Source organism: Microbispora triticiradicis (genome assembly GCF_005864065.1).
GTDB classification, from domain to species: Bacteria; Actinomycetota; Actinomycetes; order Streptosporangiales; family Streptosporangiaceae; genus Microbispora; species Microbispora triticiradicis.
Map to the genome: position 1 here is coordinate 14458 of NZ_VANP01000009.1, position 19508 is coordinate 33965.

Genomic DNA, 19508 nt, shown 5'->3' on the forward strand with positions numbered 1-19508 from the left:
GAGCTGTCAGCGAGACTCTCCCGGACGCTGTCGGCGCCTTGCCCCGTCAACGGGTGATCTGCCGTCGCTTTCCCGGTTTCCCACCTGGTCAGGAGAGAGCCGCCAACACCTGTTCCCGGTCCAGCGCGACCCCCCTGGCGAAAGCCGACGCGAACGCCTCGGCGCCGATGACCTCGGTGACGCGTGCGGCGATCCGCTCGCGGTCACGATCGCCGGCGACGACCACACCGCGTAGCGCCAGCCCCGCACCCAGCAGGAAGGCCGCCTGGTCTGGCGCCCCATGGAGGAGGGCCAGCCCGGCCTGTGCCTCGGCGACGTGGGCGAGATCCGTCGCCGGCGACGCCCGCGCACACGCCAGCGCCTCGGCGTGGTGGAGCCTGGCCGCCGTGAGGTCGCCTTCGGCCTGGGCGAGCAGGCCGAGCCCGGTGAGCGCCAGCAGCCTGATGCTCCCGCCGGCATAGGAGCGGAGATCGACGGCTTCCAGCGCCTCCGTGTAGCGAGCGCGGGCTTCGGCGTGATCGCCTCGGAGGCGGGCCAACTCGCCCCAGCCCAGCCCGATCAGGGCCGGTCGGTGCGACCTGCCCGTCCTACGCTCCAGCTCAGCGGCGCGCCGCAGGTCGGCGGCGGCCGTGTGGAAGTCGCCCTCTCGCACCAGCCCACCCGCCCTACGGCACAGCACGTCCACCATCTCGTCGAACGCGCCGAGCTGCTCGTACAGGTCCAGAGCCTGCTCCCACAACTGCCTCGCCCGCGTCCACTCCCCCCTCCAACTGGAGATCAACGCCAGCCACTCATGCGCCTGCGCCATGCCCCAGCGCTCACCAACCGAACGGAAGCTCGCCAGCGTCGCCTCCAGATCCCGGTCGGCGTCGGCCACCCTGCCGTCGAGCAGGTTCACGACGCCCTGCCCCAGCAACACCACGGCCCGGCTCCACGGTTCGGAGCCGAACTGCCGCCTCCTGGGCGAGTCCGGTTCAGGCGGCCCTGCGGCCATTCCCCACATGACCGCCGCGAACGGGTGCCGCAGTTCCCGGTCCAGCGATCGCATGATCTCCTCGGCCCGCTCCCATTGCGCGGGAAGCACGTCAGGCACGGCGTGGAGCACGCAGAGGAGGTACTCCTCCTCCAGCCCCGCGGGCACCTCGGTCCCCAGCCGGCCGAGCAGGCTGAGAGCGGACGAGGCCGCCTGACCGCGCCGCCCACTCAGCCACCAGTACGCCGAAAGGGCGGCGATCAGCCGCAGCGCCGTCTCCGGACCCTCCTGTACGGCATGGCGCAACGCGGCCTCGATGTTGCTGTGTTCCGCGGAGAGGCGGCCCAACCAGTCGAGTTGCTCGGCCCGTCGCAAGCACGGGTCGGCGCGCTGGGCCAAATCGAGAAAGCAGGCGGCGTGCGCGTCGCGCAGCCGCTTCTCCTCCCCCGCTTCCGCCAGCCGTTTCGCGCAGAACAGGCGGATGGTGTCGAACATCCGGTAGCGTCCGCCACTGGCCTCGACGAGGGACTTGTCCACCAGGTCGGCCAGCACCTCACCGGCACCGCAGACCTGTTCCACCGCCTCAAGCGACGCGCCGCCTGAGAAGACGGAGAAGCGCCTGGCCATCACTCGCTCATCAGGGCTGAGCAGGCTCCAGCTCCAATCCACCACCGCGTGCAGCGTCTGGTGGCGTGTCACCGCGGTGCGGTCACCACGCGACAGCAGCGTGAACCTGCCGTGCTCCTTCAGGCGTGAGGAGATCTCCTCCACCGAGAACGACCGCACCCTCGCCGCGGCCAGCTCGATGGCCAGCGGCAGCCCCTCCAGGGTGGCGCAGATCTCGATGACCCCGGGCCCCATGGTGAAGCCCGGCCGTACTGCGGCGGCCCGATCCGCGAACAGGCTCACAGCCGGGTAGGTGAGGGCCTCATCGAGGTCCGTGCCCGGCGACGGCACGGCCAGCGGCGCCAGCGGGACAAGCGTCTCACCGGTGAGCCCGAGCGGCTCACGGCTGGTGGCCAGGACGGCAAGCCTCGGACACGCCTCGAGCAGCCGGCGGACGAGGACCGCGGCCGGAGCGACCACGTGTTCGCAGTTGTCGAGGACGAGCAGAAGCTCGCGCTCCGCAAGGGCGGCCGTCAGCCGCTCCACGGCGTCGCTTCGGCCGAGGTCCGGTGCCCGCAGCCCCGCCTCCCGCAAGCCGAGCGAGCCCAGCACGGCCTGCGGGACCTGGGCCCCGTCGTCGAGCGGGGAGAGGTCGACGAAGCACGCCTCCTGTACCCGGCGACGGGCCGCCTCGATCGCCAGCCTGGTCTTGCCGGTGCCACCGGGACCGGTCAGGGTGATCAACCGGGAGTTCCGGAGCGAGTGGAGCCGGTCCAGCTCCTCCGCGCGGCCGACGAAGCTGGTGAGATGCGCGGGGAGTCGGCCGCCCGTCGCCCGCTCGCGCGGCTCCCCGCCGCGGAGGATCGCCAGGTGGAGCGCCGCCAGCTCAGGCGAGGGGTCGGCGCCGAGCTCGTCGGAGAGCAGCCGCCTGACCTCCTCGAACACGGCCAGCGCCGCCGCCTGCTGCCCGGATGCGTGCAGCGCCCGCATGAGCTGGCCGCGCAACCGCTCACGCAACGGGTACGCCACGACCAGCTGCCGGAGCCCGGCCGTCGACGTGCCCTCCGGAAGGGCAAGCTCGGCCTCGACGAGGTCTTCCTGCGCTGTCAACCGCAGCTCGTCCAGGCGGGCCACCTGCGCCGGCGCGAAAGGCGCGCCGGCCACGTCCGCCAGCGCAGGACCTCGCCACAGCCCCAGCGCGTCCCTGAGCGACCTCGCGGCGCGCTCGTACTGACCCGCGGCCAGGAGCCGTCGCCCGGCACGGGCAAGCCGCTCGAAGCGGTGGACGTCGACGTCGTCGGGGTCCACGGCGAGCCGATATCCGGCGCCGTGGAACTCGATCAGGTCGCCGGGCAGGCTGCGCCGGAGCCGGGACACGTGGGCCTGGATCGCGTTGGCCGCCCCGGCCGGCGGATCGTCACCGTACTGACCGTCGATCAACCGGTCCACACCGACCAGCCGACCGGCGTCGAGCAGGAGCAACGCGAGAAGCGCGCGCGGCCGCAATCCGCCGACGGAGATCGATTCCCCCTCGGCCGTGCGGGCCTCCAGCGGCCCCAGGATGCCGAACTGCACGAGACCGATTCTGGCCCACGTGCGGTGCTTCACGGCGATCGGCGCCGCTGCTCGGTCACGACGTACTCGCGCAGCCGTGCGCGCCCGGTCTCCCCGGCCTGACGGCCGCTGACGTGCGGATGCTCCTCGAAACGGGTCACGGCCTCTCCGCTCTCCCCACCGGTGCCATCACGTCGGCCACCGGACCGTCTAGATTGGTCCCGACCAGCCGCCTGGAAGGACCCCCGCCGCATGGCCTCAGTTCGCCACGAGATCGTGATCGACGCATCCCCGGAGCACATCTGGGACGTCCTGCGCGACGTCGGCGCCGTGCACGAGCGCCTGCTGCCGGGCCGCGTCACCGGCACCCGGATCGAGGGCGACCAGCGGTTCCTGACCTTTCCCGACGGGCACGTGGTCCGTGAACTGGTCGTCGGGATCGACGACGACGCCCGCCGCCTCGCCTACTGCGTCGTCGAGGGCGCGCGGCCGCCGGTGGAGTTCCACCACGCCACGTTCGAGGTCCGGTCCGAGGGCGACGGGGCGGGCCGGCTGATCTGGATCACCGATGTCCTGCCGCACACGCGCGCGGCCGACATCCGGATCCGCATGGAACGCGGCGCCGCGGAGATGAAGCAGGCGATCGAGGCCGCCGCGCACGGCTGACCCGTTCATTCCTCCTCGACGTACGGGTGGGTGAGGAACTCGATGGCGTGGCCGTCGGGGTCGTCCACGTACACCCCGCGGCCGTGGTGCCGGTGGTTGATCCGCTGTGGCTCCTGGTGGTGCGGCCCGCCCCAGTACGGCAGGCCCCGCTCGCCGATCCGGGTGAAGATCTCGTCGAACTCGTCCTCCGAGACGAGGAAGGCCAGGTGCTGGAGGACGATCCGGTCCCGGCCGACGATCGAGTCGGCGAAGTCGATCGTCACACCGTTGGCGACTCTGACCGTGGCGAACGGCCCGAACGTACCGGGCCCCGGCTCGCCGAGCAGGCCGGTGAGGAAGCGGGCGGAGGCGAAGCGATCGGTGCTGTGCACGATCGTGTGATCCAGTCGAGCGGGCACGGCGCCCTCCATGTTTCCGAAGGTACTCATCGGTCACATACCGTGGACGGGTGATCGACAAGCGCATTCCCCGCGTGCTCGGGCTGCTCGGCCAGGAGGACACGCTGCGGGTTCTCTCCTGTCTCGTCCTCCATCCCGGGGAGCCTCTCGGAAAGCTCACCGGGCTCGGCCCGGACGAGGTCGGGCGGGCGCTCGGCCGGTTGGAGCGGGGCGGTCTCGCCGTACGGGACGGGGACGGGTGGCGGGCGCGGCCGGAGGCCTTCCGCGACCTGCTCCGCGCGGTGCCCGCCGAACCGGCGGGCCCGCTGGACGCGTTCCTGGTCGACGGACGGCTCGTCTCCATACCGACGAAGCGGGCCAAGCGGCTGATGGTGCTGGACTACGTCTCCCAGGTCTTCGAGGTGGGCACGCGGTACCCGGAGAAGGAGGTCGACGTGGCGCTGCGGGCGTTCCACGACGACCACGCCGCGCTGCGCCGCCATCTGGTGGACGAGGGGTTCCTCACCCGGGAGGACGGCGTCTACTGGCGCTCGGGCGGCACCGTCTGACCAGGTCCGGCCACATCGGCGGGTGCCCTTTCCCGACCGGCCCGCCGCGCGGACACTGGAGACATGGGTGAGCCGACCAGGGTCCTTCTCGACGAGTCCCGGATCCCCCGGAACTGGTACAACCTCGTCCCCGACCTCCCCGCGCCTCCTCCCCCGGTGCTCCACCCGGCCACGCTCCGGCCGGTCGGTCCCGACGACCTCGCGCCGCTCTTCCCGGCGGAGCTGATCGGGCAGGAGGTCTCCGGAGAGCGGTACGTCCCCGTTCCGGATGAGGTGCTCGACGTGTACCGCCTGTGGCGGCCCACTCCCCTCATCCGCGCCCGCCGCCTGGAGCGCCGGCTCGGCACGCCCGCCCGGATCTACTACAAGTACGAGGGCGGCAGCCCGTCCGGGTCGCACAAGCCGAACACCGCGGTCCCGCAGGCCTACTACAACGCGCGGGAGGGCGTGCGGAGGCTGACCACGGAGACCGGCGCGGGCCAGTGGGGCTCGGCCCTGGCGTTCGCCTGCGGCCAGTTCGGCCTGGCGTGCGAGATCTGGATGGTCAGGGCGTCGTACGACCAGAAGCCCTACCGCCGTACGCTGATGCGCGTCCACGGCGCGACGCTGCACGCCAGCCCGTCGGCGGTGACCGCCGCGGGAGCCAGGATCCTGGCGGAGGACCCGGAATGCACGGGGTCACTGGGCATCGCGATCAGCGAGGCCGTCGAGGTCGCCGGGCAGCACGACGACACGCGGTACGCCCTGGGCTCGGTGCTCAACCACGTCCTGATGCACCAGACCGTGATCGGCGAGGAGGCGCTGGAGCAACTGGCCGTCCTCGGCGAGACCCCCGACCTGGTCATCGGCTGCACCGGCGGCGGCTCCAACTTCGCCGGCCTGGCCTTCCCGTTCCTGCGGGAGAAGCTCGCGGGGCGGATGGACCCGGTGCTGCGCGCGGTGGAGCCCACCGCCTGCCCGTCGCTGACGCGGGGCACGTACGCCTACGACTTCGGCGACACGGCGGGGTTCACGCCGCTGATGAAGATGCACACGCTGGGCCACACGTTCGTGCCGGACCCCATCCACGCCGGCGGGCTGCGCTACCACGGCATGTCGCCGCTGCTGTCGCACGTGTACGAACTGGGCCTGGTGGAGGCCGTGGCGGTGACGCAGACCGAGTGCTTCGACGCGGGCGTCCGCTTCGCCGGGGCCGAGGGGATCCTGCCGGCTCCCGAACCCGCCCACGCGGTGGCCGCGACCATCGCGGAGGCGCTGCGGTGCGCCGAGTCGGGCGAGGAGAAGGTCATCGTGATGTCCCTGTGCGGGCACGGCCATTTCGACCTGCCCGCGTACGAGCGTCACCTCGCCGGCCGCCTGGAGGACTTCACGCTCCCGCAGGAGCGGATCGACGCGGCTCTCGCACACCTGCCTTCCGTTTGATGCCACGCTGTCTAATGTGACGCATGTTGACTGATATCCGTTTCGTCCGTTGACCGCAGGGTACGGCTGCGCCATCGCGTCGTGCCGGCCCAAGCACTCATGCCAAACGGCTGAAATGCGCGGTATCAGCTCCATACGATTCTGGGACACCATCCGCTCTCGCCGGAGTATTCGTTTTGAACCGGAACTGCGTGATCAAGGACCCCGCCCCGGCGGACCGGGGACAGTGGCGGCGCAGCGGCGCCGCGTCCGCGCACGAACGGCTGGCGTTCCTGAACGAGGCGAGCCGCCGCATCGGCAGCACCCTCGACCTCGAGGAGACGAGCCGGGAACTCGTGGACGTGGCCGTCCCGAGGTTCGCCGACACCGCGGCCGTGATGCTCCAGGACCGCCTCCTCGCCGACGGCGAGCTGTCGTCCCGCCCGGTGGACGGGACGACCCTCGTCCGCCGGACGGCGATGGGCGTGGCCGGCGCGGACGCGGACGCCTGCGTGAACGCCTTCCCCGTCGGCGAGGTGGCGGTCTACCCGGCGAGCCTGCCGCAGGCGCAGTGCATGGCGAGCGGCAAGCCGCTGATGTATCCGGCCATGGACAAGGAGAACGCCCGGCTGATCGGCGCGGCCTTCGGCCGGGAGGACGCGATCGCCGCCCTGCTGACCGACGCCTCGTTCCTCACCGTGCCCCTGCGGGCCCGGGGACGGGTGCTCGGGTGCGTGGTCTTCACCAGGCGGGCGGGCGCGCCCCCGTTCGAGGAGCAGGACGTCGCGGTGGCCGAGGACCTCGCCGCCCGCACCGCCGTGTGCGTCGACAACGCCCGCCTCTACACCACCGAGCGCCGGACCGCGCTGACCCTGCAGAGCAGCCTGCTGCCCGCCGAACTGCCGCAGCCGCTCGGGATGGACATCGCGTCGCGCTACCTTCCGGCCAGCGACCTGATGGGCGTCGGCGGAGACTGGTACGACGTGATCGCCCTTCCCGGGTGCCGTACGGCCCTGGTGGTGGGCGACGTCATGGGCCACGGGACCAGGGCCGCGGCGACGATGGGCCAGCTCCGCACGGCGGCGCGCACGCTGGCGAGTCTGGACCTGCCGCCCGACGAGGTGCTGTTCCGGCTCAACCTGATGAGCCAGGACCTCGATCCGACCCAGATCGCCACGTGCATCTACGCCGTCTACGACCCGGTGACGCGCGGCTGCGCGCTCGCCCGCGCCGGGCACGTGCCGCCGATCCTGCTGCATCCCGACCGGTCGACCGAGATCGTCGAGCTGCCGTCGGGTCTTCCCCTGGGCATCGGCAGCGACCCGCTGGAGATGCGCGAGCTGGTCCTGCCGGCCGGGAGCGTGCTCGCCTTCTACACCGACGGCCTCGTGGAGAGCCGCGAGCGGGACCTGGACGCCGGGATCATGGGGTTGCGCCGCCTGCTCGCCGGGCCCGTCGAGGACCTCGACGACATGTGCGACGACATCATCAGCAGCCAGCGGGCGAGCCACGAGCGCGACGACATCGCCCTGCTGGTGGCCCGTGTGCGTGAGCTCGATCCGGACGAGGTGGCGACCTGCCCCCTGCCCGCCGACCCGAAGTTCGTCTCCCAGGCCCGCCGGTTCGTCCGGGTCACCCTCGCCGCCTGGGGGCTGAGCAGCCTGGTGGACAGCACCCAGCTCATCGTCAGCGAACTGGTCACCAACGCGCTCAAGCACGGCTGGCCGCCGATCGAGCTGCGGCTGCTGCGCTGCCGCACGCTGGTGGTCGAGGTCGCCGACGGCTCCCCCTCCACCCCCGCCCCACGTACGGCCACCCCCGACGAGGACACCGGCCGCGGCCTCCAGCTGATCAAGCGCTTCGCCTATCGCTGGGGCACCCGGCCCACCCCGTACGGCAAGATCGTCTGGGTCGAGCAGCATCTTCCGTGACCGGTCGCCTCCTCACGGGCGGGCGGGCATGACTGATCGTCGGGAGGAGTTACGGTCGAATCGGGGAGCTCGTGGCGAGGAGGGGACATGATCGACATCCGGGACGCGTACCGCAGGGCGCTCGACGGTTTCGGCGACCGCCTCCATCTCGTCCGCCCCGGACAGTGGGACCTGCCGACGCCCTGCGTCGACTGGGACGTCCGGGGGCTGGTGAACCACCTGGTGACCGAGAACCTGTGGGCTCCCGAACTGCTGTCGGGCCGTACGGCCGCCGAGGTGGGCGACGCGTTCGAGGGCGACGTGCTCGGCGACGACCCGGTGAAGGCGTTCGAGGCGTCCGCGCAGGGCGCCGTCCAGGCGGTGTACGCCGAGGGCGCCCTCACGAGCGTGGCTCATCTGTCCTTCGGCGACGTGCCGGGCGAGGAGTACATCACCGAGCTGTTCGCGGACGCGCTGATCCACACCTGGGACCTCGCGCGTGCCGTCGGCGGTCCGGAACGGCTCGACCCCGACCTCGTCGCGTCCTGCGCCGAATGGTTCGCCAAGGCGTGGGACGGCTACCGCGAGGCAGGCGTGATCGGGGACGAGCGCGACGTCCCGGCCGGCGCCGACCAGCAGACCAGGCTGCTCACGGCGTGGGGCAGGACCCCCTGAGACGGACCCGGAACCGGGCTATCGCCCCGTAGGACGCTTGCCGTGGTTGGCCTTCTTCTTCCTGCGGGCCTTCGACTTGCGTGCGCGTCTGCCCATCGCGGCCGCCTTCCCTGGAGTACGGGTTTCGCCCACTGTCCCCCCGGGGGCGGGCGGCGGCAAGTACCCGCACCCCGGCTCAACACTCCTGTACGGATGTGTGCATAATCTGTTGGAATCTGTTTAAAGGAGTGGCGGATGCTGGCCCAGCAACGGCAGCAGGCGATCCTGGAGAGAGTCCGCAGGTCCGGCGGGGTCCGGGTCGCGCAACTCGTGCGTGAGCTCGGGGTGTCGGACATGACGATCCGCCGCGACCTGGAGGTCCTGGCGGAGCGCGGCCTGATCGTCAAGGTGCACGGCGGGGCCACCGCCACCGGTGCCGGCTCCACCGAGGAGCCGGGCTTCGCGGCCAAGTCGATGCGGCAGCAGGCCGAGAAGGAGGCCGTCGCCCGCTGCGCGGCCCCGCTCGTACGGCCGGGAAGCTCCGTCGCGCTCTCGGCCGGCACGACGACCTGGACGCTGGCCCACCACCTGGTGGACGTGCCCGAGCTGACCGTGATCACCAACTCCGTCCAGGTGGCCGACGTCTTCCACCGGGCGGGACGGCCCGACCAGACCGTGGTGCTCGTGGGCGGCGTGCGGACGCCGTCCGACGCGCTGGTCGGCCCGGTCGCGGTCGCGGCCGTCCGCTCCCTGAACGTCGACATCCTCATGCTCGGCGTGCACGGCATGAGCGTCCGGGCCGGTTTCACCACCCCCAACCTGCTGGAGGCGGAGACCGACCGCGCCCTGATCGCCGCCGCCCAGCGGCTCGTCGTCCTGGCCGACCACACCAAGTGGGGGACCGTCGGCATCAGCACGATCGCGGCCCTCGGCGAGGCCGACGTGGTCGTGAGCGACACGGGCCTGCCCGAGGACGCCCGCGCCGTGCTGTCGGAGCACGCCGGCGAGCTCCTCCTCGCGGATCCGTCCGGCGAGGCGCCCCTGAAGACCGCCTCCGTGTGACGCCGCCGCGACGCCGGAGAAGAGCACTGTGAAGCTGGAGATCGCACCGTGAAGCGCACCATCGCTCATCTGGCCGACGGCCGGGAGCTGATCTATTTCGACCGCCGCGACGACGCCGACCACGACGTGGCCGACCCCCGGGATCTGCCCGCGCGCCCCCTCGCGTCCGAGTTGCGTCACGACCCGCTCATGGACGAGTGGGTGGCCGTCGCCCGGCACCGCCAGACCCGCACCCACCTGCCATCCGCCCAGGAGTGCCCGCTCTGCCCCGGGCATCCCGGCTCGGAGATCCCCTCGCCGTACGAGGTGGCGGTGTTCGAGAACCGCTTCCCGTCGTTCAGCTTCAACACCGGCGCGTACGAGCAGGTGGGCGGGCTGAGCGAGGTGCGGCCGGGGACCGGGCGCTGCGAGGTCGTCTGCTTCACCTCCGACCACGACGCCTCCTTCAGCTCCCTCGGCGACGAGCAGGCCGCGCTGGTCGTCGAGGCGTGGGCCGACCGCACGGCCGAACTGTCCGCGCTGCCCGGCGTGGAGCAGGTCTTCTGCTTCGAGAACCGCGGCGCCGAGATCGGCATCACGCTGCCGCACCCGCATGGGCAGATCTACGCCTATCCGTACGTCACGCCGCGTACCCGGCAGATGCTGGAGACCGCCGCCCGGCACCGCGGCGGCAACCTGTTCGCGGACGTCCTGGCGGCCGAGCGGAAGGGGCCCCGCGTCGTGGCCGCCAACGAGCACTGGACGGCCTTCGTCCCGGCCGCCGCCCGGTACCCCTTCGAGGTGCACCTCTACCCGCACCGCCGGGTGCCGGACATCCCGGCGCTGTCGGCGGAGGAGCGGGCCGCCTTCGCGCCGCTGTACATCGACGTGCTGCGCCGCCTGGACGGCCTGTTCGGCGTCGTCATGCCGTACGTCGCGGCCTGGCACCAGGCTCCGGTCACCTACCGCCGGGATCTGGCCTACCTGCACCTCCAGCTCTTCACGATCCGGCGGGCGGCGGACAAGCTGAAGTACCTCGCCGGATCGGAGTCGGCGATGGGCGCCTTCGTCAACGACGTGCTGCCGGAGGAGGCCGCCCGCATGCTGCGCGAGGTGGTAACGGACTGATCTCCGTACGGTTGCGACTTGGGGTGGCAGTCACCATTTCTTTACCACTAGTATCCCTGGCACCACCGGTCACAGCCGGTGCCGCCTAATCCCGGGCGCCTCGCCCGGGAGCCGGGGACCCGTTCACGCCTCTGGGGTAAAGGCACGTCGCTGCCCGGGCTCCTCCAGCCCGCACCCGTCAGCTAACCCGGTCGGCAGATGGAGAGGAGTGGGCTCTGCCCCGCGCGTTCCCCCTGGCCGCCGGTGTGTTGACCGCCGCGGCCCTCGTTCTCGGCACGGCCGCCGGGGGCGCCGCCGCCCCCAAGCCGACGGAGAGGCAGCTCAAGAAGCAGCTCGCCGGCCTGCAGAAGAAGGTCGACCGGCTCATCGCCGACTACAACGCCAAGCGGGTCGCGCTCGCCCGGGCGCGGGACGACGAGGCGGCGGCGCGCGCCCGCGTGAGCAGGGCGGAGGCCGACTACACGGCGACCCTCGACGAGGTCCGGGAGTTCGTCGGGCTGCGGTACCAGACCGACAGCGTGCGGGTCCTGCCCAACCTGACCGTCTCCGCGGTGGCGTACCAGCTCAAGGAGGAACAGGCCGCGAGACTCGCGCGGGTCGACGAGGTCCGCGCCGAACGGCAGAAGGCCGCCGAGGCGGCGAGGGCGCTCACCGCGTCGCTGAAGTCGCAGGCCGCGGAGGTCGCCGGTCGGCGCCGGGAGGCCGAGAAGCTCATCGACGACATCAAGGACAAGATCGACCGTCTGGTCCCGATCGCCCCGGGCCGGAGGGGCAGCGGGTCGTGGGCGCCCGAACTGCCGGCGGGCGCGGACAACATCACGCCCCGGATGCGGCTCATGCGCTCGGAGGTGGAGGACCACTTCGATCTGAGCTTCCCTGTCGGCTGCTACCGGGCCGAGAACAGCGGTGAGCACCCCCTCGGCCGCGCCTGCGACTTCATGATGAGCTCGGGCGGCGCCATGCCCTCGGCCCAGATGAAGGCGCTCGGCGACAGCTTGGCCGCCTGGGCCATCAAGAACGGCCCGAAGCTCGGCGTGATGTACGTCATCTGGCAGCAGCGCATCTACAACCTCGGCCACCCGGGCTGGCGCCCCATGTCCGACCGCGGCGGCGTCACCGCCAACCACTATGACCACGTCCACATCTCGATGTACTGAGCAGGAGCTTCGAGGGCCGGCGGCCTCGCCGAGCGAGGCGACCGGCCCGTTCCGCGTCAGGCCGGGATCTGCTTCTCGTTCCAGGTGTAGTAGAGGTAGGTGCTGCCGGGCCCGGTCAACGTGCCGTAGACCTGCCACCAGCTGTTGGCGCCGGGCGAGAAGCGGAAGACCTTATCGCCGGGCCGGTCGTCCACGAACACGGTCGTGGACCCGTCGGAGGAGTGGATCTGTACCTCGATCGTGAACGTCTCGGTGTCCGGGATGTCGAGGCAGACCTCGTGCGTGTACGCCGACGGACCGGCGATGTTGTAGTTACGGCCGTCCACCGACGGCCGCTGGACGTTGGTGGGGACGTAGCTGGTCCGGGCGTAGGTGTACCCGCCCGTGGAGCAGTCGACCGCGGAGGCGGACGCGGGACCGACGCCGGTGAGCGTGGCGCCCAGGACGCCGGTGGCGACGGCGAGAACGGAGATCGTGCGCTTCATGCCTCTCCTCATCCGTGCAGCGACCCTCCAACCAAAATGGTTGAAGGCTGAACTGATTCTGACTCGATCTTCCTGTTTGGACAAGTACGGGCAAAGATTCCCCTACGCCCGAGTCAAGCGGGTCGCGAGAGCGCGCCCCCTCTCCTGCGCCTGAAAGGCAGGCCGTCCAGCTGGGCGGAAATGAAGTGGTCGCGCCCCGGGGGCCAGGGGGAGGATGTCCGGATGACCGACACACGTACCGATCCTCCGCTCGCCGCGGGCGAGCGCGAGATGCTGCGCGCCTTCCTCGACTTCCACCGCCAGACGCTGGCCGTGAAATGCGAGGGCCTCGCCGAGGAACAGCTGCGGCTGCGCTCCGTCCCGCCGTCGTCCCTGTCGCTGCTCGGCATCGTGCGGCACATGGCCGACGTCGAGCGGAGCTGGTTCCGGCGGCGGCTCGCCGGCGAGGACCTCGAAGGCATCTACTACACCGACGACGATCCGGACGGCGAGTTCGACAACGTGGACACGGCGTCCGCCGAGGAGGCCTTCGCCACCTGGCGCGCGGAGATCGAGCACGCGCGGGCGGCGGAGGCGGCCTGCGCCGATCTGGACGCGACGACGAAGGCGGCCCGGCAGGGCGTCCACCACTCACTGCGCTGGATCATGGTCCACATGATCGAGGAGTACGCGCGGCACAACGGCCACGCCGACCTGCTGCGCGAGCGCATCGACGGGGCGACGGGCGAGTAGGGACCCGGTCCCTCACCCGCCGGGCCGGGCCCGCCCGGCCCGGCCCAACCGTTCAGCCCGGTTCAGCCCCGTTCAGCCCGAGATGCGGACGGGGTTCACCAGGTCGGCGTAGATGAGAAGGCCGCCCATGACGACCAGCAGGGCCGCCATGACGTACGTCAGCGGGAGCGCCTTGGCGACGTCCACGTAGCCCGGCATGGGCCGCCGGCGCACCCGGGCGAAGGCCCGCTTGACGCCCTCCCACAGGCCGCCGGCGATGTGGCCGCCGTCCAGCGGCAACAGGGGGACGAGGTTGAACATGCCGACCGCGAGGTTCAGCCCGGCCAGCAGGCTGATGAACACCTCGATCTTGCTGTCGATGGGGATGTCCGACGCGGCGATCTCACCGCCGATGCGGCCGGCGCCCACGATGCCGATCGGCCCGTTCGGGTCGCGCTTCTCCCCCGAGAACGCGGCGTTCCACACGCCGACCATCTTCTTGGGGATGTTGACCATGGCCGCGGCGGTCCGCTTGGTCAGGTCCCACATCTGCCCGAGGACGTAGCCGGGGCCCTGCTTCTCCACGACGATCGTCGGGCTGACGCCGAGGAAGCCGACGTTCCTGTCCACCTTGTCGGGGTCGGTCTGCGAGGGCATGTCCTGCGCGATCAGGTCGACGTCCACCGTCGTGGTCCGGCCGTCGCGCTCGATGCCGAGCGTCGTCGCCCCGGCGCCGTGCGACCGGATCTGCCGGGTGGCCGCCTCCCAGCTGGCGACCGGAGTGCCGCCGACGGCGACGATCCGGTCGCCCGGCCGCAGTCCCGCCTTCGCCGCGGGCGTCAGCGGGTCGCCGGACGCGCAGTCCCGGTGCGCGGCCTCGGCCGCCGGGATCGCGCACTTGGACACCGAGGAGACGACCGGCTTCGTCGTCCGCACGCCGAAGCCCATCATCACGACCGCGAAGAGCACGAACGCCAGCACGAAGTTCATCGCGGGCCCGCCGGTCATGATGATGACCTTCTGCCACCAGGGCTTGCGGAAGAAGACGCGGTTCTCGTCGCCCGGCCGGATCTCCTCCGAGGCGACCGCTCTGGCGTTCTCGATGAGGCCCTGCCAGGGGCCCGTCGAGACGCTGCGCAGCTTGCCGGGGTCGTCGGAGGGACGCGGCGGGAGCATGCCGACCATGCGGATGTAGCCGCCCAGCGGGATCCACTTCACGCCGTACTCGGTCTCGCCGCGCCGCCGCGACCACAGCGTCGGCCCGAAGCCGACCATGTACTGCGTCACGCGGACGCCGAACAGCTTGGCCGGGACGAGGTGCCCGATCTCGTGCAGCGCGATGGAGAGCAGCAGACCAACGAAGACGATCACGAATCCGGCCACGATGAGCCAGCTCATCAGCGCGTACCCCCGAGTCGGAGAAGATGCCGTGGCAGTCGTCGCACCCTCCGAGAGTAGCCCACCGGAACAAGGGAGAGACCTGCTCCGGCGAACCGGCGCGTTGCCCATACATGGCCGAACCTGGACACTCCGTTGACAGTACGCAATGGGTCGATCACCCTTTGAGAGACCGTCCAGAGGGGAGCGTCTTGATCCGGATCCTGGTGGCCGAACACCTTCCGTTGGTACGGCGAGGCCTGGTCGCCTCTCTCGAAGGGGAGAGCGACCTCACGGTGGTCGCGGACGTCGGTTCGGCCGAGGACATCGTGCCGGCCGCCCTCGACGTACTGCCGGACGCCGCCGTCATCGACGCGGACCTGCCGGGGGCGGACGGGCCGAGCCTGGCCGCGCGGCTCGTCGAGAAGGTGCCCAGATGCCGGGTGATGCTGCTGTCGGCCCAGCCGAACCCCGGCCACCTCAAGCGGGCCTTCACGGCGGGGGCCCTCGGCTACCTGAGCATCGAGGTGTGCCCCGAGCAGCTCGCCGACGGGATACGGCGGATCATCGCCGGGCGCCGGATCGTCGACTCCGAGCTCGCGGTCGCGGCCCTGGAGGCCGCCGAGTGCCCCCTCACGCCCCGGGAGCACGAGGTGCTGCGCCTCGCGGCCGGGGGCGCGCGCTCGAAGGAGATCGCCGCCGAGCTGGGCCTGTCCGTCGGCACGATACGCAACCACCTGTCGCGCGTCCTGGTGAAGACCGGGGCGCGCAGCCGGGTGGACGCCGTCCGCATCGCCACCGACTACGGCTGGTTGTAGGGACCTTTCCCGGCGGGCCTCAGGGACGCCAGATGAGGACGAGCGCGCAGTCGTCGTTGTGACCGGACGACATGGCCTGCACGAGCTGCCGCGCCTTGTCCCGGAAGCCCGAGGGCAGCAGCCGCTCGGCCTCCCCCAGCAGCCGGTCGAGCCCGGCGTCGATGTCCCGGCCGGGCTGCTCGATCAGCCCGTCGGTGAACAGCATGAGCGCGTCGCCCTTGCGCAGCACGCCGCTGTCGGTCTCGCAGGCCAGGTCGGGCACGACGCCGAGCACGACCCCCTTGGCCGTGGACACCCGCCAGGTGCCCGACCCGGAGTCGAACCGGACCACCGGCGGGTGCCCGGCGGAGGTGATCGTGTACTCCCCCGTCGACAGGTCGAGCGTCAGGTGGACGGCCGTGACGAACCCCTCGTCGCCGATCTGCCGGTGGAGATAGGAGTTGCAGGAGGCCAGGAAGTCGTCCACCGAGCCGAGCAGCCCGCCGAACGTGCCGGAGAGCATGAGCGCGCGGGTGCCGGCGTCGACGCCCTTGCCCGACACGTCGACGACGGCGAGCTGGACCCGGTCGCCCTCGCGCATGGAGACGACGAAGTCTCCGCCGAACGACGACCCTCCGGCCTGTTTGAGCACGACCTTGCCGCCCCAGTCCTTGGGCAGCGGCGGCAGCTCGCTCTGCCGCTTGAGCCGGTCGCGCAGCTCCAGCAGCATCGCGTCGCCGCGCAGGCCCTGCACGCCGAGCTTGCCCCGCGTCCGCGCCATCGTCCACGCGAGCGCGGCGGTGAAACCCATCGTGATCAGCAGGCCCGGCCCGACGGCGAGCACTCCCCTGGTCGATCCCATGTAGGCGAGGGACGCCGCGACCACGCACAGCAGGATGGCCAGGCTGCGCAGGCGGAGCTGGAGGCCGCCGATCAGCGTCACGAGGATCAGCAGCGACGGTGAGAACCAGTACGCCGAGACCTCCGCGTCGAGCACGCCGATGACCACGGTGACCGCGACGAGGGCGATCAGGAGGTACTGGTCCTTCGACCATACTTTCCTGACAAAACGGACCGACGGCACCAAGAGCGGCACGCGCGCCAGGATGGCGCGCAGCCGTGGAGAGATCAGCGGCGCCGGACGGGAAGTCATGATGGCCTCGACTGTATCCGGACATCCCAGGTGGCGGCACCCGCTTGACCGACGCCGGGGTCGTGTCCCGTGATCTTTACAGCCTACCCCCGTCGAAGATCACGGGCCACCCGCCGGCCGCCCGGTGCGGATGTCCGGTGCGGATGTCCGGCCGGTTCGATCGCACGCCCACGGCCCGGGGCGTACGCTCGCGGTATGGCGCTGCAGAGTTTGCAGATCACCGCGATCACGGCCATGCGGGCCCGCGACGTGTCCCGGCCGACCCCCGAGCAGCAGGAGACCGCCGAGCGGCGGCCGCTGCGCGACGAGACGACGCCCCGGCGGGAGTCCCGCCGGGGTCGTGACCGGGACGGCCGCTGACGCCGCCCCTGGGGCGCTGACCGGCCCGCTCACCGGCCGCCCGCCCGGTGTCCCGGGCCGGGCGGCTCCGGCCCCGGCGGCTTCCGGCCGGGCGGATCAGGCGGGCAGCGGCGGCAGCTCGCCGGTCGTCTCGTACTCGGCGAGCTGGCGGATCCGCCGGGCGTGCCGCTCCGCGCCCGAGAACGCCGTGCCGAGGAAGACCTCGACGAACCGGGCGGCCTCCTCCGGCGTGTGCATCCGCGCGCCGATGCTGATGACGTTGGCGTCGTTGTGCTCGCGGGCGAGCCGGGCCGTGTCCTCGTTCCAGGCGAGGGCGGCGCGCACCCCGCGCACCTTGTTGGCGGCGATCTGCTCGCCGTTCCCCGAGCCGCCGATCACCACCCCGAGGCTGCCCTCGGCGGCGACCACGCCCTGCGCGGCGCGCAGCACGAACGGCGGGTAGTCGTCCTCCGCGTCGTAGACGTGGGGGCCGCAGTCCTCCACGTCGTGGCCCTGCTCCTTAAGCCAGGAGACCAGGTGGTTCTTGAGCTCGTAGCCGGCATGGTCGGCACCGATGTAGACACGCACGGGACAAGTTTCCCAGACGAGTTCTGGCGGAGGTCACCCCGGCCTCCACTAAGGTAATAGACGAACACCGCCAGTGGCTCTTACACCACCTCATGCCGGAGCAGGAGTGTCATGCGCGAGATCCGCTACGTCGGCGACCCCGTCCTGCGTACCCCCGCGGAGCCCGTGACGGACTTCGACAGGGAGCTGCGCCGCCTGATCGACGAGATGTTCGCGGTGATGTACCAGGCCGACGGCGTGGGACTGGCCGGGCCGCAGATCGGGGTGGGCCGGCGGCTGTTCGTCTACGACATCAGCAACCGCAAGGGCCACGTGGTCAACCCGGAGCTGACGATCGACGACCCCGGGGAGGTCGTCGAGGAGGAGGGCTGCCTGTCGGTGCCGGGCAAGGAGACCGGCAAGCCGCTGTACGCCCCCACCGTCCGCGCCGCCGGAGTCACGCTGCGCGGGGTCGACAAGCTCGGCCGGCCCGTGGCCGTGAAGGCCCGGGGCATGCTCGCCCGGTGCTTCCAGCACGAGTTCGACCACCTCGAGGGCACGCTGTACGTCGACCGGCTGGGCAAGGACGAGCGCCGCAAGATCCTCCTCCAGGCGCCCTGAGACCGCCGCCCCTTACAACTGGATCGCCTTGGTCTCCAGGAACTCCTCCAGGCCGAACTCCCCCATCTCGCGCCCGACGCCCGACTGCTTGTAGCCGCCGAAGGGCGCCATGGGGTTGAACCGGCCCCCGTTGACCGCCACCTGGCCCGTGCGCAGGCGGCGGGCGACCGCGAGCCCCTCCTCCTCGGTGCCCGCCCAGACCGCCCCCGACAGTCCGTACGGCGTGCCGTTGGCGATCTCGACGGCCTCGTCCTCCGTGCCGAAGGGGATGATCGACAGCACCGGGCCGAAGATCTCCTCCTGCTCGACGGCCATGCCGGGCGACACCCCGGCGAAGACCGCGGGCTCGACGTAGTAGCCGCGGCCCATGGGGTTGCCGGTCCCGCCGAGCACGAGGCGGGCCCCCTCCTCCTGGCCCCGGTTGAGGTATCCGACCACCCGGTCGCGCTGGGCCGCGGACACCAGCGGGCCGAGGCGGGTGCCCTCGGCGAACGGGTCGCCCGGGACGTATTTCGCCGCCGCCTCCACGGCCAGCCGGACCGCCTCGTCGTACTGGTCCCAGTGGACGAGCATCCGGGTCAGCGCCGAGCAGGTCTGGCCGGAGTTCAGGTAGGCCCCGGCGACCCCGTTCTTCACCGCCTTCTCCAGGTCGGCGCCGGGGAGGACGATGTTCGCCGACTTGCCGCCCAGCTCCAGGGCCACCCGCTTGACCGTCCCGGCCGCGAGGGCGGCGACCCTGCGCCCGGCCCTGGTCGAGCCGGTGAAGGAGACCATGTCCACGCCGGGGTGGGCGGCGAGCGCCTCTCCGACCACCGGGCCGTGCCCGCTGACCATGTTGAACACGCCGGGCGGCAGGCCCACCTCGTGGAGGATGTCCGCGAACGCGTACGCCGCGAGCGGCGCGACCTCGCTCGGCTTGAGCACCACCGTGCAGCCGGCCGCCAGGGCCGGGGCCACCTTGCAGACGACCTGGTGGAGCGGGTAGTTCCACGGTGTGATCGCGCCGACCACCCCGACCGGCTCGCGGACGATCAACGAGTTGCCCACCCGCCCGCCGTCGAAGTCGTACCGCTTGGCGAGGTCGGCGTAGGAGGCCAGCACCTCGGCGGGCATCAGCGTCTGCACCTTCAGCGCGAGTGGCAGCGGCGCGCCCATGTCGGTGGCGATCGTCGCGGCGATCTCCCGGGCGCGGTCCCTGAGCAGCCCGGCCGCCGTCCCGAGGAGCGCGGCGCGCTCGGCGGGCTCCGCCGCCGCCCAGGACGGGAAGGCGGCACGGGCGGCGGCGACCGCGGTCTCCACGTCGGCGGCCGACCCCGCGGGCACCCGGTCCACGATCTCCTCGGTCGCCGGGTTGACGACCTCGACGGCCTCGCGCGAGGAGGACGGCGTCCAGCCGCCGTCGACGTAGATCTGACGCATGTT

At 71.7% G+C, this 19508-nt stretch carries 21 protein-coding genes and 1 riboswitch; of the genes, 12 read left to right on the forward strand and 9 right to left on the reverse strand.

The genetic code is table 11. The features are described from left to right. Positions 1-88: 88 nt before the first annotated feature. A complete protein-coding gene (locus tag FED44_RS22700) occupies positions 89-3154 on the reverse strand; it encodes an ATP-binding protein (RefSeq protein ID WP_138461976.1) in 3066 nt (1021 codons plus the stop codon). 29 nt (positions 3155-3183) lie between these two features. Next, a complete protein-coding gene (locus tag FED44_RS35945) occupies positions 3184-3294 on the reverse strand; it encodes a DUF2382 domain-containing protein (RefSeq protein WP_167521564.1) in 111 nt (36 codons plus the stop codon). Positions 3295-3385: 91 nt separating this feature from the next. Between FED44_RS35945 and FED44_RS22705 the strand changes: the two genes are divergently transcribed. Next, positions 3386-3799 (forward strand): SRPBCC family protein, encoded by a 414-nt coding sequence (locus FED44_RS22705; RefSeq protein ID WP_138461977.1) that lies wholly within the window; start codon positions 3386-3388, stop codon positions 3797-3799. A gap of 5 nt (positions 3800-3804) precedes the next feature. On the opposite strand, the gene FED44_RS22710 is transcribed toward FED44_RS22705, so the two are convergent. Next, positions 3805-4197 carry a VOC family protein gene (locus FED44_RS22710; protein WP_117409730.1) on the reverse strand — a complete coding sequence of 131 codons (393 nt, stop codon included), beginning with the start codon at positions 4195-4197 and terminating at the stop codon, positions 3805-3807. 50 nt (positions 4198-4247) lie between these two features. On the opposite strand from FED44_RS22710, the gene FED44_RS22715 reads away from it, so the two are divergent. The 4 genes from FED44_RS22715 (at position 4248) to FED44_RS22730 (ending at position 8731) form a co-directional block, all read left to right on the forward strand. Beyond that, the gene (locus FED44_RS22715; RefSeq protein WP_117409717.1) at positions 4248-4745 is read left to right on the forward strand and encodes a DUF2087 domain-containing protein; all 498 of its coding nucleotides are present in this window, start codon (positions 4248-4250) and stop codon (positions 4743-4745) included. 63 nt (positions 4746-4808) lie between these two features. Further along, a complete protein-coding gene (locus tag FED44_RS22720; RefSeq protein ID WP_117409718.1) occupies positions 4809-6167 on the forward strand; it encodes a TrpB-like pyridoxal phosphate-dependent enzyme in 1359 nt (452 codons plus the stop codon). Positions 6168-6358: 191 nt separating this feature from the next. After that, positions 6359-8077: an ATP-binding SpoIIE family protein phosphatase gene (locus tag FED44_RS22725; protein ID WP_117409731.1), complete on the forward strand. Its 1719-nt coding sequence runs from the start codon at positions 6359-6361 to the stop codon at positions 8075-8077. Between the two features lie 87 nt (positions 8078-8164). Further along, positions 8165-8731: a TIGR03086 family metal-binding protein gene (locus FED44_RS22730; RefSeq protein ID WP_138461978.1), complete on the forward strand. Its 567-nt coding sequence runs from the start codon at positions 8165-8167 to the stop codon at positions 8729-8731. A gap of 18 nt (positions 8732-8749) precedes the next feature. Here FED44_RS22730 and FED44_RS38515 read toward each other — a convergent pair whose 3' ends face one another. Further along, positions 8750-8827, reverse strand: a complete 78-nt coding sequence (locus FED44_RS38515; protein ID WP_396697758.1) for a 50S ribosomal protein bL37 — start codon at positions 8825-8827, stop codon at positions 8750-8752. Between the two features lie 138 nt (positions 8828-8965). On the opposite strand from FED44_RS38515, the gene FED44_RS22735 reads away from it, so the two are divergent. The 3 genes from FED44_RS22735 (at position 8966) to FED44_RS22745 (ending at position 12036) form a co-directional block, all read left to right on the forward strand. After that, on the forward strand, positions 8966-9772 hold the full coding sequence (locus FED44_RS22735; RefSeq protein WP_117409720.1) for a DeoR/GlpR family DNA-binding transcription regulator: 807 nt from the start codon (positions 8966-8968) through the stop codon (positions 9770-9772). Positions 9773-9820: 48 nt separating this feature from the next. Beyond that, a complete protein-coding gene (gene galT / locus FED44_RS22740) occupies positions 9821-10879 on the forward strand; it encodes a galactose-1-phosphate uridylyltransferase (RefSeq protein ID WP_138461979.1) in 1059 nt (352 codons plus the stop codon). A gap of 72 nt (positions 10880-10951) precedes the next feature. After that, positions 10952-11090, forward strand: a riboswitch (cyclic di-AMP (ydaO/yuaA leader). A gap of 34 nt (positions 11091-11124) precedes the next feature. Further along, positions 11125-12036, forward strand: coding sequence for a VldE C-terminal domain-containing protein (locus FED44_RS22745; protein ID WP_244302160.1), 912 nt, complete (start codon positions 11125-11127; stop codon positions 12034-12036). Positions 12037-12092: 56 nt separating this feature from the next. On the opposite strand, the gene FED44_RS22750 is transcribed toward FED44_RS22745, so the two are convergent. Then, complete coding sequence (locus FED44_RS22750; protein ID WP_117409723.1) at positions 12093-12521, reverse strand: hypothetical protein; 429 nt, start codon at positions 12519-12521, stop codon at positions 12093-12095. A gap of 222 nt (positions 12522-12743) precedes the next feature. On the opposite strand from FED44_RS22750, the gene FED44_RS22755 reads away from it, so the two are divergent. Continuing rightward, positions 12744-13253 carry a DinB family protein gene (locus FED44_RS22755; protein ID WP_117409724.1) on the forward strand — a complete coding sequence of 170 codons (510 nt, stop codon included), beginning with the start codon at positions 12744-12746 and terminating at the stop codon, positions 13251-13253. 72 nt (positions 13254-13325) lie between these two features. On the opposite strand, the gene FED44_RS22760 is transcribed toward FED44_RS22755, so the two are convergent. Beyond that, the gene (locus tag FED44_RS22760; protein ID WP_117409725.1) at positions 13326-14630 is read right to left on the reverse strand and encodes a M50 family metallopeptidase; all 1305 of its coding nucleotides are present in this window, start codon (positions 14628-14630) and stop codon (positions 13326-13328) included. 191 nt (positions 14631-14821) lie between these two features. Here FED44_RS22760 and FED44_RS22765 point away from each other — a divergent pair, with 191 nt between their 5' ends. After that, a complete protein-coding gene (locus tag FED44_RS22765; RefSeq protein WP_117409726.1) occupies positions 14822-15427 on the forward strand; it encodes a response regulator transcription factor in 606 nt (201 codons plus the stop codon). A gap of 19 nt (positions 15428-15446) precedes the next feature. Here FED44_RS22765 and FED44_RS22770 read toward each other — a convergent pair whose 3' ends face one another. Next, the gene (locus FED44_RS22770; RefSeq protein WP_117409727.1) at positions 15447-16559 is read right to left on the reverse strand and encodes a PP2C family protein-serine/threonine phosphatase; all 1113 of its coding nucleotides are present in this window, start codon (positions 16557-16559) and stop codon (positions 15447-15449) included. Between the two features lie 195 nt (positions 16560-16754). Between FED44_RS22770 and FED44_RS35950 the strand changes: the two genes are divergently transcribed. Next, positions 16755-16919, forward strand: a complete 165-nt coding sequence (locus tag FED44_RS35950; RefSeq protein ID WP_165900879.1) for a hypothetical protein — start codon at positions 16755-16757, stop codon at positions 16917-16919. 96 nt (positions 16920-17015) lie between these two features. Here the strand turns inward: FED44_RS35950 and FED44_RS22775 are convergent, their stop codons facing one another. Then, complete coding sequence (locus tag FED44_RS22775) at positions 17016-17486, reverse strand: ribose-5-phosphate isomerase (protein ID WP_117409541.1); 471 nt, start codon at positions 17484-17486, stop codon at positions 17016-17018. A 111-nt stretch (positions 17487-17597) separates the two neighbouring features. Between FED44_RS22775 and def the strand changes: the two genes are divergently transcribed. Then, positions 17598-18086, forward strand: coding sequence for a peptide deformylase (gene def / locus FED44_RS22780; RefSeq protein ID WP_117409540.1), 489 nt, complete (start codon positions 17598-17600; stop codon positions 18084-18086). Between the two features lie 12 nt (positions 18087-18098). Here def and FED44_RS22785 read toward each other — a convergent pair whose 3' ends face one another. Continuing rightward, a complete protein-coding gene (locus tag FED44_RS22785) occupies positions 18099-19505 on the reverse strand; it encodes an aldehyde dehydrogenase family protein (protein WP_138462135.1) in 1407 nt (468 codons plus the stop codon). Positions 19506-19508: the final 3 nt, after the last annotated feature.

Excerpts from the sequence above, each read along its gene's own strand:
- FED44_RS35950 (WP_165900879.1), top strand. The coding sequence starts at position 16,755 with ATGGCGCTGCAGAGTTTGCAGATCACCGCGATCACGGCCATGCGGGCC.
- FED44_RS22755 (WP_117409724.1), top strand. The coding sequence starts at position 12,744 with ATGACCGACACACGTACCGATCCTCCGCTCGCCGCGGGCGAGCGCGAG.
- FED44_RS22735 (WP_117409720.1), top strand. The coding sequence starts at position 8,966 with ATGCTGGCCCAGCAACGGCAGCAGGCGATCCTGGAGAGAGTCCGCAGG.
- FED44_RS38515 (WP_396697758.1), bottom strand. The coding sequence starts at position 8,827 with ATGGGCAGACGCGCACGCAAGTCGAAGGCCCGCAGGAAGAAGAAGGCC.
- FED44_RS22785 (WP_138462135.1), bottom strand. The coding sequence starts at position 19,505 with ATGCGTCAGATCTACGTCGACGGCGGCTGGACGCCGTCCTCCTCGCGC.
- FED44_RS22750 (WP_117409723.1), bottom strand. The coding sequence starts at position 12,521 with ATGAAGCGCACGATCTCCGTTCTCGCCGTCGCCACCGGCGTCCTGGGC.
- def (WP_117409540.1), top strand. The coding sequence starts at position 17,598 with ATGCGCGAGATCCGCTACGTCGGCGACCCCGTCCTGCGTACCCCCGCG.
- FED44_RS22720 (WP_117409718.1), top strand. The coding sequence starts at position 4,809 with ATGGGTGAGCCGACCAGGGTCCTTCTCGACGAGTCCCGGATCCCCCGG.
- FED44_RS22730 (WP_138461978.1), top strand. The coding sequence starts at position 8,165 with ATGATCGACATCCGGGACGCGTACCGCAGGGCGCTCGACGGTTTCGGC.
- FED44_RS22770 (WP_117409727.1), bottom strand. The coding sequence starts at position 16,559 with ATGACTTCCCGTCCGGCGCCGCTGATCTCTCCACGGCTGCGCGCCATC.
- FED44_RS22705 (WP_138461977.1), top strand. The coding sequence starts at position 3,386 with ATGGCCTCAGTTCGCCACGAGATCGTGATCGACGCATCCCCGGAGCAC.
- FED44_RS22760 (WP_117409725.1), bottom strand. The coding sequence starts at position 14,630 with ATGAGCTGGCTCATCGTGGCCGGATTCGTGATCGTCTTCGTTGGTCTG.